Genomic DNA, 16,530 nt, shown 5'->3' with positions numbered 1-16,530 from the left:
CCCCCGGCGATTGATCCTGAACTATGTAAGGTTTTGTCCCATTATAGGACCCCTAACCCTATGCGTCAAACAAATTTCTAAAAATTCCGTCAATTAAATGCTGTGTAACTCATATATGTAATAGTATACAACATTCCTTTGCGAGAAAATGTCAAAATCGAAACAAAGACGAGTCCATTTCATGAACTCGTCCGTGTCTTCAATCACCTTTTGATTTACGACGTCGCATTTCTTCAAATCGTTCTTGAATATGCGGAGGAATATCGATCGTTTTTCGATTCGATTGTTCCTTCTCTAACGAGAGACGTTGTTGCTCAATCAGTGTTTTGGCATGCTTCCAATCTTTTAATAACTCGGTCGCGGGAACACGTAAGGCACCTTGGCCGAAAATGACCCACTGCTCGGTGAAATCGTTCGTCGCAACGAATAGCGTGACGAGTCGGTTATCTACTAGTTCGTGCGCTCGTCGCTCAATCCACTCGTCCGCCGTCTCGTTCTCTTTCGTATAGACGACATCGACACGACTTCGTTTTTCTTTCGATTCTCGACCGTAACGCATATGGGCATCAAAGACGACGGTGACTTCTTTCCCTGATACGGCCTGATATTCCGCCATCGCTTCAATTAACAAATTGCGCGCTTGATCAAAATCCATATCGCGCAAACTTCTCAAATGTGGCCACGCCCCGATGATGTTATATCCGTCGACAAGAAGGAGCTCGCGTTTTTGGATACTCATGCTAACGGGTTACGTGAGCGATGCACTTCATACAGAAGGAGTGCCGCTGCAACAGATGCATTGAGTGACGTGACATGACCAACCATTGGTAAATGAACGAGGAAGTCGCATGATTCACGCACGAGACGGCTCATTCCTTTTCCTTCACTTCCGATGACCACGACAAGTGGCATATTCCCATCCAATCGACGATAGTCCTGACTCTCTTTCGCATCGGTCCCGACGACCCATAGTCCTTTTTCTTTCAATTCTTCGAGTGTCCGCGTCAAATTCGTCACGCGCGCAACCGGGATATGTTCAATCGCCCCAGTCGAAGCTTTGGCGACCGTTTGAGTTAAACCGACCGAGCGGCGTTTCGGGATGATGATTCCATGTGCGCCGACAGCATCCGCGGTCCGTAAAATGGAACCGAGGTTATGTGGGTCCTCGAGTTCATCTAGCAAAATAAAGAGCGGTGTCTCTTCTTTTGAAGCGGCGAGTGCGAACATGTCCTCGATGGTTTTATATTCATAGGCCGCGACGGCTGCCACGACACCCTGATGATGTTCACTACCAGCCATCTTCTCAAGCTTTGTTTTCGGTACGAATGACACTTGGACGGATGCTTCATTCGCCATCGCGATGATTTGAGCGAGCGGGCCTTTTTGTTGCCCTTCCATGATAAATACTTTGTTCATGTCGCGACCGCTTCGAAGTGCTTCGAGTACAGGGTTTCGCCCGTAAAGGAAATCAATCCCTTCCTCCATTACGTCTACTTCCTTATAGTCCGGTCGTTCCGACTTTTGATGGCGTGAACGCTCTGGACGTTCCCCACGCGGGCGGTCAAACGTTCGTTTTTCCGCACCTCGTTTTCCGTCATGTCGTTTCGGTCGACTCGGCTTCGAGTCGTTCGAACGCTTGTTTGATGAGTTCTTCAAGACGATCCCTTCTTTCTGTTAAGTAGATATAGCCAATCAATGCCTCGAATGCTGTGGAATAACGATACGTATGGACGTCGACCCGCTTCGGAATCGAGCCTGATTTCGCATTTTTGCCACGTCTGACGACGGCTTGTTCTTCTTCCGTCAACACGTCCGTCTCTATCCAATAGGTCACGACGCTCGCTTGCGCCCGCGCGTTCACATAACGGACGGCACCTCGATGCAAATCGTTCGGGCGCGTCAATCCTTGCTCGAGCAGTCTTTCTCGTACGGCCAATTCATATACCACATCACCCATATAGGCGAGTGCGAGGGCATTCATTTGTTTCGGTTGCATCATAACCGCTTCCACCGAACCCCTTGGGCTGTGTCTTCGAGTTGGATGTTTTGTTCTTTCAGTAAATCACGAATCTCGTCAGCCCGGGCAAAGTTACGTGCCGCGCGTGCGTCGTTTCGTTCTTGAATCAATTGATCGATCTCGGCATCGAGCAATTCTTTCTCTTCAGCGAGCGTCAATCCGAGCACACCTGTCAATTCGTCGAATAACGAGAGAACTTGTTCGAGTGTCGCTTTTGCCACATGGTCTGCTTTGGCGTAAATATTCGCTTCTCGTGCCAAATCAAAGAGGACGGTCATGGCATTCGCTGTATTGATATCATCGTCCATCGATTCGATGAACGACGTCTTGATTGCTTCAAGTTTCCGCTCCATCGACTCGCTCGGTTCACCAAGTCCAGCCGTTACCGATAAACGATATTCGATGTTTTGATACGCTTCTTTGATTCGACTCCAACCGTTCGCCGCTTGTTCAATTAATTCACGGCTATAGTTGATCGGATGACGATAATGGACGGACAACATGAAGAAACGAAGAACCATTGGGTCTACTTCTTTCAGTGCTTCGTGGACGAGTAGGAAGTTTCCGAGCGATTTGGACATCTTCTCATTTTCAATGTTGATGAATCCGTTATGCAACCAATAGTTGGCGAACTTCGTGTGGTTGCATGCTTCTGACTGGGCGATCTCATTCTCATGGTGTGGGAACTTTAAATCGTGACCACCTGCATGGATATCGATTGTTGCCCCGAGATGCTTTTTCGCCATCGCTGAGCATTCGATATGCCAGCCTGGTCGTCCTTTGCCCCATGGACTCTCCCAAGAAGGTTCGTCCGGTTTAGCGGCTTTCCATAAGACGAAGTCGAGTGGATCTTCTTTCTTTTCTCCGACATCGACACGTGAGCCTGCCCGTAAATCTTCGATTGATTGTTGACTTAGCTTTCCGTACGTTTCAAACTTCTTCGTCCGGAAATAAACATCGCCTTCTGATTCATAAGCGAACCCTTCCGTCTCCAACTGACGGATGAACTCGATAATCTCTTCCATCGTATCGGTAACACGCGGGTGTACGTCTGCCGGTTGCACGTTCAATGCTCCCGTATCGGCTAAATAAGCTTCAATATAACGATTCGTCAACGTCTCGGTGTCTTCCCCGAGTTCGTTCGCGGTACGAATGATTTTGTCGTCTACGTCCGTGAAGTTTAGGACGTATTTCACCTCGTACCCACGATATGTCAAATAGCGACGAACCGTATCGAAGGCGATGGCCGGACGGGCATTTCCGACATGGATGTAGTTGTAGACGGTCGGTCCGCACACATACATGGATACTTTACCCGGAACAATCGGGACAAACGGTTCTTTTTTATTCGTGAGACTGTTGTACAGCTGAATCATGCGTTTTCTCCTCCATCCGCTTTTCAAGCGTCGCTAATTTTTGTTGTAGTTCATCCACTGCCGCTTCTAAGCGTTCTTGACACTCGCGGTCCGGATCTGGGAAACGATGATCGAGGTCATGTTGTTTCACACGCTTCCCGTTTCGAATGACGACACGACCCGGAATCCCGACGACGGTCGAATCAGACGGTACATCGTTCAAGACGACAGAACTCGCTCCGATTTTGACGCAATCGCCAACCGTAATGTTTCCGAGCACTTTCGCTCCTGCTGAGATGAGTACGTCACTCCCAATCGTCGGGTGACGCTTCCCTTTCTCTTTCCCTGTTCCTCCAAGTGTGACGCCTTGATAAATCGTCACGTCGTTCCCGATAATCGCCGTCTCTCCAATGACGACACCAAAACCATGATCGATGAATATACGATCGCCGAGAACTGCTCCCGGATGAATTTCAATACCGGTCAACCAGCGACTGAACTGGGCTAATAACTTGGCCACAAGCTTCACGTTACGCTTCCATAATCCGTGCGCAATGCGATGTGCCCATATGGCGTGTAGTCCTGGATATGTCAGTGCCACCTCTACTTTTGAACGGGCGGCAGGGTCTAGTTCCAAGACAGTCCGCAAGTCTTCGCGCACACTGCTCCAAAATCCCATAATTGATATCTCCTTTTCTTATACAAAAACAAAGACGCCCCTGTGCCAAGGCACAGAGACGCCGTAAGCGCGGTCCCACTCTGTTTGGGAAAAAGTGTTCCCCTCTCAAGTCTCGTTAACGCCGAGTCACGGCCTCGACTACGTATCGCCGAGACGGCTCCGAGGTGCACTTCTTCGGGGGACACATCTAGAACTCCCAGCCTAGGTTCTAGTCTCTGCAAAGTGTCATACCGCTTACTTTCCTCATCGATGCCTTTATGCCAATAAAGTTGTCAGACGTTTCAAGACACGCTCTTTTCCGATTAATGAAATCGCGTTCGGGAGCTCTGGTCCATGTGTTTGCCCTGTCGTCGCGACACGGATTGGCATGAACAAGTTCTTCCCTTTTTGACCAGTTGCTTTTTGCGTTGCTTTCGTCGCCGCTTTAATCGCTTCTGGTGTGAAGTCTTCGATTCCTTCGAGTTGTTGTTTGAACTCTGCAAGGACAGCGGGCACCGTTTCCCCTGAAAGGACAGCGTTCGCTTCCTCGTCATACTCAATCTCATCTTTGAAGAACAAGTCCGTCAACGAGACAATCTCCGCCCCGTGCGTCATTTGTTCTTTATACAATGCGATCAAGTTTGTTGCCCAATCTGCCTCCTCGACAGATACCGCCTCGGGTAATCGTCCTGCTTCTTGTAAGAATGGTAAACTGAGTGCCACTACTTCGTCAAGCGTGGCCTTCTTCATGTAAACACTGTTAATCCAAGAAAGTTTTTGTTGGTCAAATACAGCCGGACTCTTCGACAAACGGTTCGCATCAAACATTTCAATGAACTCTTCTTTCGAGAAGATTTCTTCTTCTCCGACTGGTGACCAGCCAAGAAGAGAAATGAAGTTGAAGAGCGCTGCTGGCAAGTAGCCAAGATCCGCATATTGTTCAATGAACTGGATGATTGATTCATCGCGTTTTGACAATTTCTTATGTTGATCGTTATAGATGAGCGTCATGTGACCGAATTCAGGATATTCCCATCCAAGCGCGTCATATACCATCATCTGTTTTGGTGTGTTTGCGATGTGGTCGTCTCCACGCAAGACGTGGCTGATCTTCATCAAGTGGTCGTCGACAACAACAGCGAAGTTGTAAGTCGGAATCCCATCTTGTTTCACGATGACCCAATCACCAAAGTCTTTCGACTCGAATGAAACATCACCTTTGACGACATCTGTCCATTTATACGTCACGCCTTCAGGCACGCGAATTCGAATTGACGGCTTGCGGCCCTCTGCTTCAAACGCTTCACGTTCTTCGACAGTCAGGTTGCGGTGCGCACCAGAATAACGCGGTGCTTCGCCGCGTGCGATTTGTGCTTCACGCTCTGCTTCGAGCTCCTCTGATGTCATATAGCATTTATAAGCAAGACCTTTGCTCATCAATTCGTTGACGTATTTCTCATAAAGTGAAAGACGTTCCATTTGATAATATGGACCGTAGTCTCCATCACGACCTGGACCTTCATCCCAGTCGATTCCGAGCCACTCCAAATACTTCATTTGACTTTCGACACCGTTTAATACATTTCGTTTCTGGTCAGTATCTTCAATTCGAAGAATCAATTTCCCGCCTGCATGACGAGCAAATAAGTAATTAAACAACGCAGTCCGCGCATTTCCGATGTGGAGATGCCCCGTCGGACTAGGCGCATAGCGTACACGCACTTCACTCATAATAGTTCCACCTTTCTTCTCTTCTGCCCAAATAGTATACCATTTCTGTCAAGCCCGGTTGAGTAAGATGACCGCTTGCGCCGCGATTCCTTCTTCACGTCCTGTGAAGCCGAGCTTCTCCGTCGTCGTCGCTTTTACGTTCACCTGTTCGATGTCCGCTTCGAGTAGGTCGGCAATGACCGCTCGCATCTCATCAATATAAGGACGTAGTTTTGGACGTTGTGCCATGACGGTCGCGTCCACATTTCCGAGGACATATCCCTCATCCTTCACAAGTTGCCATACGTGGCGAAGCAATTCTTTCGAATCCGCACCTTTAAATTCCGGGTCCGTATCAGGGAAATGCTTCCCGATGTCACCTGCCGCAATCGCTCCAAGCGCTGCATCGGCAATCGTATGGAGTAACACATCCGCATCGGAATGACCGAGTAGCCCACGTTCATGTGGAATCTCAATTCCTCCTAAAATTAATGGACGTCCTTCCGCAAATGCGTGTACATCAAATCCTTGACCAATTCTCATTGTAAGTCCTCCTTTGCTAAAATCGCATCACCAAACAATAAATCCTCCGGCGTCGTCATCTTAATATTATGATAGTCTCCAAGAACGACTTGTACCGTTTCACCAAGCCATTCGAATAAACTCGCATCATCCGTCCCCATCATCTGTTGTTCGACCGCTCGTTCATGTGCCGCTAAGATCGCCTTGGCCTGAAAAGCTTGCGGCGTTTGCGCCAACCATAGATTTTCCCGAGGAACCGTTCGTTCGATTTGATGATGTTCGACTTGTTTGACTGTGTCTTTGACCGGTACCGCTAAAATGGCGCCACCTTGTAACGCCGCTTCCGCCACTTGATGCAGCTGTTCACGCTTTACAAACGGACGGGCACCGTCATGAATCATCACAATCGTATCGGGTGCAACCACCTTAAGCCCCGCATGGACACTCTGTTGTCGTTCTTCCCCACCTGTTACATATGTAATCGGTGTTTCGATTTGTGCCGTGATCGCTTCAAACCAGTCACGTTCCTCTGGACGAATCACCAAAATAATCCGTTCACACCACGGATCGGTATCGAACGCTTGTAACGTCCACGCGATAATCGGTTTGTCACGGAGCGACAACATGAGTTTGTTCGCATCCGCGCCCATTCGTTTCCCTCTTCCCGCAGCCGGGATCACAACTGTATAAGAAACTATGTCAAACACCTCTCTTCGTGAAAAAAGAGAGCGCTCACGCGTCTCTTTTTTGTTCGTTATTCAGGACGAGCAAAAATCATTCGGCCTGCAGATGTCTGCAGCACACTCGTCACGACGACAGGAAGCGTCTTCGAGATCAACTTACGTCCACCTTCCACGACGACCATCGTCCCGTCTTCGAGATAGGCAACACCTTGATTTTGTTCTTTTCCTTCTTTAATGACAGTGACAACCATCTCTTCGCCAGGGATGACGATTTGTTTGACGGCATTCGCTAAGTCATTGATGTTCAAGACTGGAACATTTCGTACTTCGCAGACTTTGTTTAAGTTGTAGTCGTTCGTGACGACAATCCCATTTTTCAACTCTGCCAACTTGATTAATTTGATATCGACTTCTGGTACGTCTTCAAAGTCCCCATCATAAATTTCAACTTGGATTCGCTTGTTCTCTTGAAGCTCTTTTAAAATATCGAGCCCACGGCGACCACGGTTTCGTTTCAACGTATCCGATGAATCCGCGATATATTGAAGTTCTCCGATGACGAACTGCGGAACGATCAATGTACCTTCCACAAACCCAGTCGTGGCGATATCTGCGATACGACCGTCAATAATGACGCTCGTATCTAAGATTTTATCATTCGAACGTTGCACCGGTTCAGCCGCCGGTTTCTCCCGCTCACTCTTTACAAATAGTTTGATCCATTCGTTACGCTTCCGATACCCGACCGCGAAACCGAAGTAACCAAACAGCGCTGTGACAAAGATTGGAACGATCTTACTCAGTAAGAAAATGTTCGTTACTTCAAGCGAGACACTGATCAAAAAGGCGATCAAGAGCCCGATAATGAGGCCAATCGAACCGAATAAAATATCCCCTACCGGTAAACGGACGAGCCGTTCTTCGACAAAACGAATAAATGCAACAACACCATCGGTTAAGAATAAACTAAGAATGAAGAAGATAAGTCCACCAATCAAACTTGCTACGTATGGAATCGTTAACCACTCCGGCACATTCATGCCGAGATCTCCTAATAATAACGTCGCTTCGATAATTCCGAACCAACCTACGACGAGACCAATCAAAATAAATCCGATTCGTACAGCAATCTTCACTCATTCCACCTCCTTCTATATGAAATAAAATTTCAAAAATAACACTTTCATTGTAACATGGTTTTTTCAATCACGTTCGTTACAAAGCGTTAAAAACTGCCATTGGCGTCCCGTTAAAACGGGATCGCCAACTGCAGAGCTTCGTCCACCGTTCCGACGCCGACTACTTCAATCCCTGCCGGAGCGGTCCATCCCCCCATGTTGTTTTTCGGAATGATGGCACGTGTGAATCCTAATTTTGCGGCTTCGGCGACACGTTGTTCAATCCGTGATACGCGTCGCACTTCTCCAGTCAATCCGACTTCACCGATGCAGACATCCGTCGGACGAGTCGGGCGGTCGCGGAAACTCGAGGCAATCGAGACACAAATCGCGAGGTCAATCGCAGGCTCATCTAGTTTGACACCACCCGCCGCTTTCAAGTAGGCGTCCTGCGTCTGAAGCAATAAGCCAGAGCGTTTCTCAAGGACGGCCATCAGAAGCGCGACCCGGTTTTGATCGATTCCCGTCGCCATACGTCTCGGGTTACCGAATGATGTTGGCGAGATGAGTGCTTGTAGTTCGACGAGCACTGTCCTTGTCCCTTCCATCGAAGCGACGACCGTAGAACCCGACACACCGGCGGTTCGTTCTTCTAAGAAGATTTCGGACGGGTTGAGAACTTCTTCTAGCCCACTCTCTTTCATCTCGAAAATTCCGATTTCGTTCGTCGAACCGAAACGGTTTTTCACCGCTCGTAAAATACGGAACGTATGATGACGCTCTCCTTCAAAGTAAAGGACCGCATCAACCATGTGCTCGAGTAAACGTGGACCTGCAATCGATCCTTGTTTCGTCACGTGACCGACGATGAAGACGGCAATCCCTCGCGTTTTTGCAATCTTCATGAGCGCAGCTGTACATTCTCGTACTTGTGACACACTTCCTGGCGCCGATTGAATCTCATCCATATATACCGTCTGAATCGAGTCGATGATGACAAACCCGGGTTGTTCTTCATCAATGACGCGTTCAATCATCAACATGTCTGTCTCAGCGAGCACAAACAAGTCTTCGGTCGGTAAGCCGAGACGTTCCGCTCGCAGTTTCGTCTGCTTGAGTGATTCTTCACCTGAGATATAGAGCACTTTTTTACCACTATGGGCTAGGTGTGCACTGACCTGTAAAAGAATCGTCGACTTCCCGATTCCTGGGTCCCCGCCGACTAAGACGAGTGAGCCCGGCACGATCCCCCCACCGAGCACACGGTCAAATTCACGACTATTTGTGTGAACGCGTGTCTCTTCTTGTGAGACAACGTTGGCGAGTCGTTCTGGCTTCAATTGTCGAGATGAACTATGCACAAATGCTGCGCCACGTTTAGCTTTCTTCTCTTCGACAAACTCCTCAACGAGCGTATTCCATTCATTACAACCTGGACAGCGTCCCATCCATTTGGCTGATTCATATCCACACGATTGGCAGACGTATTTCGTTTTAATTTTGGCCATAAGTTTCCTTCCTGTCTAAAAAAGCTCCCTCATAAACAACGAGGGAGCTGAATGATTTACTGAACCACACCTTCGTTACGAACGACAAACTCTCCATCTTGTACGTCGAGCGCAACTTTACTGCCTTTAGCGATTGTGCCGCCAAGCATTGCTTCTGAGAGGCGATCTTCCACTTCTCGTTGAAGGGCACGACGGAGAGGGCGAGCCCCGTATTCCGGATCATAGCCGACTTCGGCAATCTTTTCGAGCGCCGCATCCGTCAAGCTGAAATCAACTCCTTGTTCGGCAAGACGTTTCTTGAGTGTCTCTGCCATGAGTTTGATGATTTCTTGAATGTGCTCTTTTTGAAGTGAATGGAAGACCGTGATTTCGTCAATCCGGTTCAAGAACTCAGGTCGGAACGCTTTTTTCAATTCTTCGAGTACTTTATCCTTCATTTCCGCATACTCACGTTTCACATCATCTTCGACTGTAAATCCAACATATTTATTACGTTGAAGCGCTGCGGCCCCGACGTTTGACGTCATGATGATGACAGTGTTTCGGAAGTCGACCGTGCGACCTTTCGAATCCGTCAAGCGCCCGTCGTCAAGCACTTGAAGTAAGATGTTGAACACTTCAGGGTGCGCTTTTTCAATTTCATCGAGAAGGATGACCGAGTATGGCTTACGGCGTACCTTTTCTGTCAACTGACCGCCTTCTTCGTAACCAACATAACCAGGAGGCGAACCAACGAGACGACTCGTCGCATGTTTTTCCATGTACTCTGACATGTCAATTCGAATAATCGCATCCTCATCCCCAAACATCGCTTCGGCAACTGCGCGAGCGAGTTCGGTTTTACCGACTCCTGTAGGTCCAAGGAAGATGAATGAACCAATTGGGCGTTTTGGATCTTTCAAACCAGCACGAGCCCGACGAATGGCGCGGGAAATTGATTTCACCGCATCGTCTTGACCGATGACACGGTTGTGAAGAATTGATTCGAGTTTGAGGAGACGGTCTGTCTCTTCTTCGGCAATCTTCGTGACCGGCACACCTGTCCAGTTTGCGACAACTTGAGCGATATCTTCTTTCGTCACTTCAAGTTTTTCGTTTCCTTGTTTGTTCTGCCATTCTGCTTTCAACTCTTCTAACTCATCGCGTAACTTTTGTTCTGTATCACGGAGAGAAGCCGCTTTTTCAAACTCTTGGCTTTGGACAGCAGAATCTTTTTCTTTACGAATCGATTCAAGGCGTGACTCCAACTCTTTCAAGTTCGGTGGTGCCGTGAACGAGCGAAGTCGTACTTTTGATGCCGCCTCATCAACGAGGTCAATCGCTTTGTCCGGTAAGAAACGATCCGAGATGTAACGGTCAGACAGAACGACCGCCTCGTGAATCGCTGTGTCTGTAATCGTTACGCGGTGATGCGCCTCATAACGATCGCGCAACCCGAGTAGGATTTGTTCAGCTTCTTCTGTTGTCGGTTCATTTACTTGAATTGGTTGGAAGCGTCGTTCAAGCGCTGCATCTTTTTCGATGTACTTCCGGTATTCATCAAGTGTTGTCGCCCCGATACATTGAAGTTCGCCACGAGCCAATGACGGCTTGAGGATGTTCGACGCATCGATCGCACCTTCTGCACCACCCGCACCAATCAATGTGTGCAACTCGTCGATGAAGAGAATGACGTTTCCTGCCTGACGAATTTCGTCCATTACTTTTTTCAATCGATCTTCGAACTCACCACGATATTTCGTACCTGCTACGAGTGTACCCATGTCGAGTACCATCACGCGTTTATTGCGAAGTGTTTCAGGTACTTCGTTGTTAATGATTTGTTGAGCGAGACCTTCGACTACTGCCGTTTTCCCGACACCTGGCTCTCCGATAAGAACCGGGTTGTTTTTCGTACGACGAGATAAGACTTCAATGACACGTTGAATCTCACCTGCGCGGCCGATGACTGGGTCTAAACGCGATTCACGTGCTTGTTGCGTCAAGTCGCGTGCCAACCCATCAAGTGTTGGGGTTGCAGCGCTCGCGCCTGGTTGTGAAGCATTTGAAGAAGACTCCGTGTTACCGAGAAGCTGTAATACTTGTTGACGCGCTTTCGTCAAACTGATTCCAAGGTTATTGAGAACACGTGCTGCGACACCTTCGCCTTCACGAATCAATCCAAGAAGGATGTGCTCCGTTCCAACATATGAATGTCCTAGTTTACGTGCCTCGTCCATCGAGAGTTCAATGACCTTTTTCGCACGTGGCGTGTAGTGAATCGTCGACCCATTCTCAGAACCGCGTCCAATCAATGATTCTACTTCTTGTTGAATTTTTTCAGAAGTCAATCCGAGAGCGAAGAGCGCTTTTGCCGCAATCCCTTCTCCTTCACGAACCAATCCTAATAAAATATGTTCTGTACCAATATTATGATGGCCAAGACGTACTGCTTCCTCTTGTGCTAAAGCTAATACGCGCTGTGCTCGTTCTGTAAATCGTCCAAACATCATTGACAAAACCTCCTTGTAGTTGGATCAAACTAAGCCTTGATCTAACGTTCGACGAACGAGGGTCGCTCGTTCTCGATCCCGTTCTTGCGTAGATAATGTTTTCCCGAAATGTTTTTGTAGAAAACCTGATTGTAGCCGAACAATGAGTTCATGGAACTTTGGTGGACTCCAATCAGACAAAATCCCTAGGTCACTAGCCAAATGTAAATCAGATAATCGTTCGATGGCTTCAGTAGAAGATAGTAATTTAGCATATCGCAAAATACCATATGATCGATAAAATCGATCTTCCAACTCTTCCTGTCGATTCGCAACGAGTTCTTCGCGCGCATGACGCTCTGCTTGAATCACTTGTTCTGTCACTTCCATAAAGTCAGCCAGTAACTGTGACTCGTGACTCCCTAATGTCCGTTGATTCGACAGTTGGAACAAGCGACCCGCCGCATCACTACCTTCACCATAACGACCTCGAATCGTATAGCCCAATTTTCGAAGTTCTCGTAAGATTGGACTGATTCGTCCCGTTAAGGTGAGTCCCGGCAAGTGTAACATGACCGAGGCACGAAGTCCTGTTCCGATATTGCTCGGACATGTCGTCAAATAACCTAACTGTTCATCAAACGCATACGATAGGGATTCTGCACATAACGCGTCAACTTGTTTCGCTAATTCAAACGCCTCTTTCATTTGATATCCTGGAAGTAGCGTTTGAATGCGTAAATGGTCTTCCTCATTAATCAATACACTAATTGTTTCATCTTCACTTAAGAAGACCGCACTCTCTTCATTGGTTGCAACGGCTGGGCTAATGAGGTGTTTCTCCATCAACGCCTGTCGTGTCACTTCATCATAATCACGCATATGAAGATATTCGAATCCTTTCAACCCACGTAGACGCCCTTCTAGACGATCACAAAGCTGACGTTCTCCTTCTTTAGAAAGTACGGGAGAGAATACCGTGTCTTTGACATTACGTGCCAGTCGAATTCTTGTAGAAACGACCAAATCATCGAGCTTGGCACGTTCTTTCATTTTTGGACCAAGTGGATGTGCTAGGAAAGTTTCCATCAGACATCTCCCTGCCCTTCTAATTGCTTCATTTCTTTTTGAATGCGTGCTGCCCGTTCATAATCTTCTTGTTCGACAGCGCGGTTCAACTCCCCTGCCAACTTTTCGAGCCGTTCTTCGATCCGTTCATGTGGCGTGCGTAACTGGTCAGGGATTGAACCGATATGATGATCGTGTCCTTGTTGATATTGACGAGTAATTTTGGTCAATTCATCCCGAAATACGGTATAACATGTAGCGCATCCTGCTTTTCGTACGCGCAATAGGTCCTGGCGTGTCATCTGACAAGTCGGGCATCGCTTCACGACTGGTACATATCCTGTCATCAGTTCTACCGTACATTGTCGACATAATCGTTTTTTTACGGGTACATCTTGTTCCATCACAACGACTTCATTGACAGCAGGTCGCTGTTTACAACGTTCGCATAACATACGACTTATCCCCCATTACGATAACGAAGTACTTTCATCAGTGCCAGCAATTGTTGACGTCGAATAAAAGAGCGATCATCAACTTGTAAGTGTAATGCTTCATCTGATAAGAGATGGTAAATCAATTGCGCTTCTTGTTCGTGCATCATTTGTTCTTCCACTAATCGTACGAGCACATTTTCAACGAGTTGTTCATTCAGACGTGGATGCTCATGAATGACATCCATCAAACTAGAGAGCACATCTTGTTTTTCATGTAAGATGACGCGTCGGATTCGAATATATCCACCCCCACCTCGTTTACTTTCTACTAAATATCCTTTTTCGACGGTAAAACGTGTGTTGATGACATAATTGATTTGGGATGGTACACATTCGAATCGTTGCGCGATATCTTGGCGTTTGATCTCGATTGCATTTGCCTGACTTTCCTTCAATACTTGCTTCAAATACTGTTCGATAACATCCGAAATATTTCTCATCTCCACCACCCTCTGACCATCTTTGACTTTTGACTATATTTTATCATTGATTTAAAAAAAGGCAAACGAAAAGCGATGCCCTCTATAAAGAGCACCGCTAATTGATACAAAAAAACAACCGAGCGTATGCTCGGTCGTCCTCTCTGTTGAACGTCCTATCCTCACAGGGGGAGATCCCCCAACTACTTTCGGCGCTGAGACGCTTAACTTCCGTGTTCGGCATGGGAACGGGTGTGGCCGTCTCGCTATCGCCACCAGACTTTACAGGGCTTGTTCCCTGAAAACTGAGGATTCATCAACACAAACCATAGACTAGATCAAAGCCTCGACCGATTAGTATCATTCAGCTCCACGTGTCACCACGCTTCCACCCATGACCTATCTACCTCATCGTCTCTGAGGGGTCTTTCTTGATTGCTCAAAGGGAAATCTCATCTCGGAGGGGGCTTCATGCTTAGATGCTTTCAGCACTTATCCCGTCCGCACGTAGCTACCCAGCGATGCTCCTGGCGGAACAACTGGTACACCAGCGGTGCGTCCATCCCGGTCCTCTCGTACTAAGGACAGCTCTCCTCAAATTTCCTGCGCCCACGACGGATAGGGACCGAACTGTCTCACGACGTTCTGAACCCAGCTCGCGTACCGCTTTAATGGGCGAACAGCCCAACCCTTGGGACCTACTCCAGCCCCAGGATGCGATGAGCCGACATCGAGGTGCCAAACCTCCCCGTCGATGTGGACTCTTGGGGGAGATCAGCCTGTTATCCCCAGGGTAGCTTTTATCCGTTGAGCGATGGCCCTTCCATGCGGAACCACCGGATCGACTAAGCCCGACTTTCGTCCCTGCTCGACTTGTAGGTCTCGCAGTCAAGCTCCCTTCTGCCTTTGCACTCTTCGAATGATTTCCAACCATTCTGAGGGAACCTTTGGGCGCCTCCGTTACTGTTTAGGAGGCGACCGCCCCAGTCAAACTACCCGCCTGACACGGTCCTCCAGCCGGATTACGGCTGCGAGTTAGAGACTCTATACGCAAAGGGTGGTATCCCAAGGGTGTCTCCACCGAAGCTGGCGCTCCGGCTTCACAAACTCCCACCTATCCTGTACATCGCGTACAAAGCCTCAATATCAGGCTGTAGTAAAGCTCCATGGGGTCTTTCCGTCCTGTCGCGGGTAACCTGCATCTTCACAGGTACTATGATTTCACCGGGTCTCTCGTTGAGACAGTGCCCAAATCGTTACGCCTTTCGTGCGGGTCGGAACTTACCCGACAAGGAATTTCGCTACCTTAGGACCGTTATAGTTACGGCCGCCGTTTACTGGGGCTTCGGTTCAGTGCTTCTCTTGCGATGACACATCCCCTTAACCTTCCAGCACCGGGCAGGCGTCAGCCCCTATACTTCATCTTGCGATTTAGCAGAGACCTGTGTTTTTGCTAAACAGTCGTTTGGGCCTATTCACTGCGGCTTATGTTGCCATAAGCGTCCCTTCTCCCGAAGTTACGGGACCATTTTGCCGAGTTCCTTAACGAGAGTTATCCCGCGCGTCTTAGAATTCTCATCTCGCCTACCTGTGTCGGTTTGCGGTACTGGCGCCGACCTCCTCACTAGAGGCTTTTCTTGGCAGCGTGAAATCCGGTGCTTCGCCCTACGGGCTCCACGTCACAGCTCAACCTTGTATGCCGGGCGGATTTGCCAACCCGACGGCCTCGCTGCTTGTCCGTGCACTTCCAGTCGCACGGTCACCTTATCCTTCTGCGTCCCCCCATCGTTCAAACGGTGGTACGGCGGTACAGGAATATCGACCTGTTGTCCATCGCCTACGCCTTTCGGCCTCGGCTTAGGTCCAGACTAACCCTGAGCGGACGAGCCTTCCTCAGGAAACCTTAGGCTTTCGACGGAGGGGATTCTCACCCCTCTTTTCGCTACTCACACCGGCATTCTCACTTCCAAGCGCTCCACGGCTCCTCACGATACCGCTTCACTGCTGCTTGGAACGCTCTCCTACCATCCCTTACGGGATCCATAGCTTCGGTGGTATGTTTAGCCCCGTTACATTTTCGGCGCGGCGCCACTCGACTAGTGAGCTATTACGCACTCTTTGAATGGTGGCTGCTTCTAAGCCAACATCCTAGTTGTCTGTGCAGCGCCACATCCTTTTCCACTTAACATACACTTGGGGACCTTAGCTGATGGTCTGGGCTGTTTCCCTCTCGACTACGGATCTTATCACTCGCAGTCTGACTCCCGAGTACAAGTTGCTGGCATTCGGAGTTTGACTGAATTCGGTAACCCTGTGGGGGCCCCTAGTCCAATCAGTGCTCTACCTCCAGAACTCTTCACCTCGAGGCTAGCCCTAAAGCTATTTCGGAGAGAACCAGCTATCTCCAGGTTCGATTGGCATTTCACCGCTACCCACACCTCATCCCCGCACTTTTCAACGTGCGTGGGTTCGGACCTCCAGTCAGTGTTACCTGACCTTCATCC

Annotated in this window: 14 protein-coding genes, 2 rRNA genes and 1 other annotated feature (1 of these 17 only partly in view); all 16 genes read right to left on the bottom strand. The window is 48.6% G+C overall.

Annotated features, from left to right (window positions below):
- Window positions 1-199: 199 nt before the first annotated feature.
- Window positions 200-739 (bottom strand): NYN domain-containing protein, encoded by a 540-nt coding sequence (locus AC5LIL_RS00545; protein WP_214761567.1) that lies wholly within the window; start codon window positions 737-739, stop codon window positions 200-202.
- Window positions 736-1,485, bottom strand: coding sequence for a 23S rRNA (guanosine(2251)-2'-O)-methyltransferase RlmB (gene rlmB, locus AC5LIL_RS00540; protein ID WP_074032495.1), 750 nt, complete (start codon window positions 1,483-1,485; stop codon window positions 736-738). The genes AC5LIL_RS00545 and rlmB overlap by 4 nt, the downstream gene beginning before the upstream one ends.
- 109 nt (window positions 1,486-1,594) lie before the next feature.
- Window positions 1,595-1,999 (bottom strand): Mini-ribonuclease 3, encoded by a 405-nt coding sequence (locus AC5LIL_RS00535; RefSeq protein WP_499824549.1) that lies wholly within the window; start codon window positions 1,997-1,999, stop codon window positions 1,595-1,597.
- Window positions 1,996-3,393 carry a cysteine--tRNA ligase gene (gene cysS, locus AC5LIL_RS00530; RefSeq protein WP_499824548.1) on the bottom strand — a complete coding sequence of 466 codons (1,398 nt, stop codon included), beginning with the start codon at window positions 3,391-3,393 and terminating at the stop codon, window positions 1,996-1,998. Before cysS ends, AC5LIL_RS00535 begins: the two co-directional genes overlap by 4 nt.
- The gene (cysE, locus tag AC5LIL_RS00525) at window positions 3,362-4,051 is read right to left on the bottom strand and encodes a serine O-acetyltransferase (RefSeq protein ID WP_499824547.1); all 690 of its coding nucleotides are present in this window, start codon (window positions 4,049-4,051) and stop codon (window positions 3,362-3,364) included. The genes cysS and cysE overlap by 32 nt, the downstream gene beginning before the upstream one ends.
- Before the next feature lie 51 nt (window positions 4,052-4,102).
- Window positions 4,103-4,310: a binding site (T-box leader), on the bottom strand.
- Window positions 4,307-5,764, bottom strand: a complete 1,458-nt coding sequence (gltX, locus tag AC5LIL_RS00520; protein ID WP_214697139.1) for a glutamate--tRNA ligase — start codon at window positions 5,762-5,764, stop codon at window positions 4,307-4,309. It overlaps the preceding feature by 4 nt.
- A gap of 45 nt (window positions 5,765-5,809) precedes the next feature.
- Window positions 5,810-6,283: a 2-C-methyl-D-erythritol 2,4-cyclodiphosphate synthase gene (gene ispF, locus AC5LIL_RS00515; RefSeq protein ID WP_499824546.1), complete on the bottom strand. Its 474-nt coding sequence runs from the start codon at window positions 6,281-6,283 to the stop codon at window positions 5,810-5,812.
- Window positions 6,280-6,960, bottom strand: coding sequence for a 2-C-methyl-D-erythritol 4-phosphate cytidylyltransferase (ispD, locus tag AC5LIL_RS00510; RefSeq protein ID WP_499825341.1), 681 nt, complete (start codon window positions 6,958-6,960; stop codon window positions 6,280-6,282). Before ispD ends, ispF begins: the two co-directional genes overlap by 4 nt.
- Window positions 6,961-7,016: 56 nt before the next feature.
- Window positions 7,017-8,081 (bottom strand): PIN/TRAM domain-containing protein, encoded by a 1,065-nt coding sequence (locus tag AC5LIL_RS00505; protein ID WP_074032388.1) that lies wholly within the window; start codon window positions 8,079-8,081, stop codon window positions 7,017-7,019.
- Window positions 8,082-8,194: 113 nt separating this feature from the next.
- Complete coding sequence (gene radA / locus AC5LIL_RS00500; RefSeq protein WP_074032385.1) at window positions 8,195-9,571, bottom strand: DNA repair protein RadA; 1,377 nt, start codon at window positions 9,569-9,571, stop codon at window positions 8,195-8,197.
- Window positions 9,572-9,627: 56 nt separating this feature from the next.
- Complete coding sequence (clpC, locus tag AC5LIL_RS00495; protein ID WP_499824545.1) at window positions 9,628-12,063, bottom strand: ATP-dependent protease ATP-binding subunit ClpC; 2,436 nt, start codon at window positions 12,061-12,063, stop codon at window positions 9,628-9,630.
- A 24-nt stretch (window positions 12,064-12,087) separates the two neighbouring features.
- The gene (locus tag AC5LIL_RS00490) at window positions 12,088-13,131 is read right to left on the bottom strand and encodes a protein arginine kinase (protein ID WP_499824544.1); all 1,044 of its coding nucleotides are present in this window, start codon (window positions 13,129-13,131) and stop codon (window positions 12,088-12,090) included.
- Window positions 13,131-13,565: a UvrB/UvrC motif-containing protein gene (locus AC5LIL_RS00485; RefSeq protein ID WP_074032378.1), complete on the bottom strand. Its 435-nt coding sequence runs from the start codon at window positions 13,563-13,565 to the stop codon at window positions 13,131-13,133. Before AC5LIL_RS00485 ends, AC5LIL_RS00490 begins: the two co-directional genes overlap by 1 nt.
- 5 nt (window positions 13,566-13,570) lie before the next feature.
- Window positions 13,571-14,047, bottom strand: a complete 477-nt coding sequence (locus AC5LIL_RS00480) for a CtsR family transcriptional regulator (protein WP_074032375.1) — start codon at window positions 14,045-14,047, stop codon at window positions 13,571-13,573.
- Between the two features lie 141 nt (window positions 14,048-14,188).
- Window positions 14,189-14,306, bottom strand: a 5S ribosomal RNA gene (rrf, locus tag AC5LIL_RS00475).
- A 54-nt stretch (window positions 14,307-14,360) separates the two neighbouring features.
- Window positions 14,361-16,530: ribosomal RNA gene (locus AC5LIL_RS00470) — 23S ribosomal RNA — on the bottom strand; it runs 745 nt beyond the window's last position.

Source organism: Exiguobacterium sp. RM11, assembly GCF_059821525.1.
Note: the sequence above shows the minus strand (reverse complement) of the source record. Positions and strands in the feature narration are given on the sequence as shown.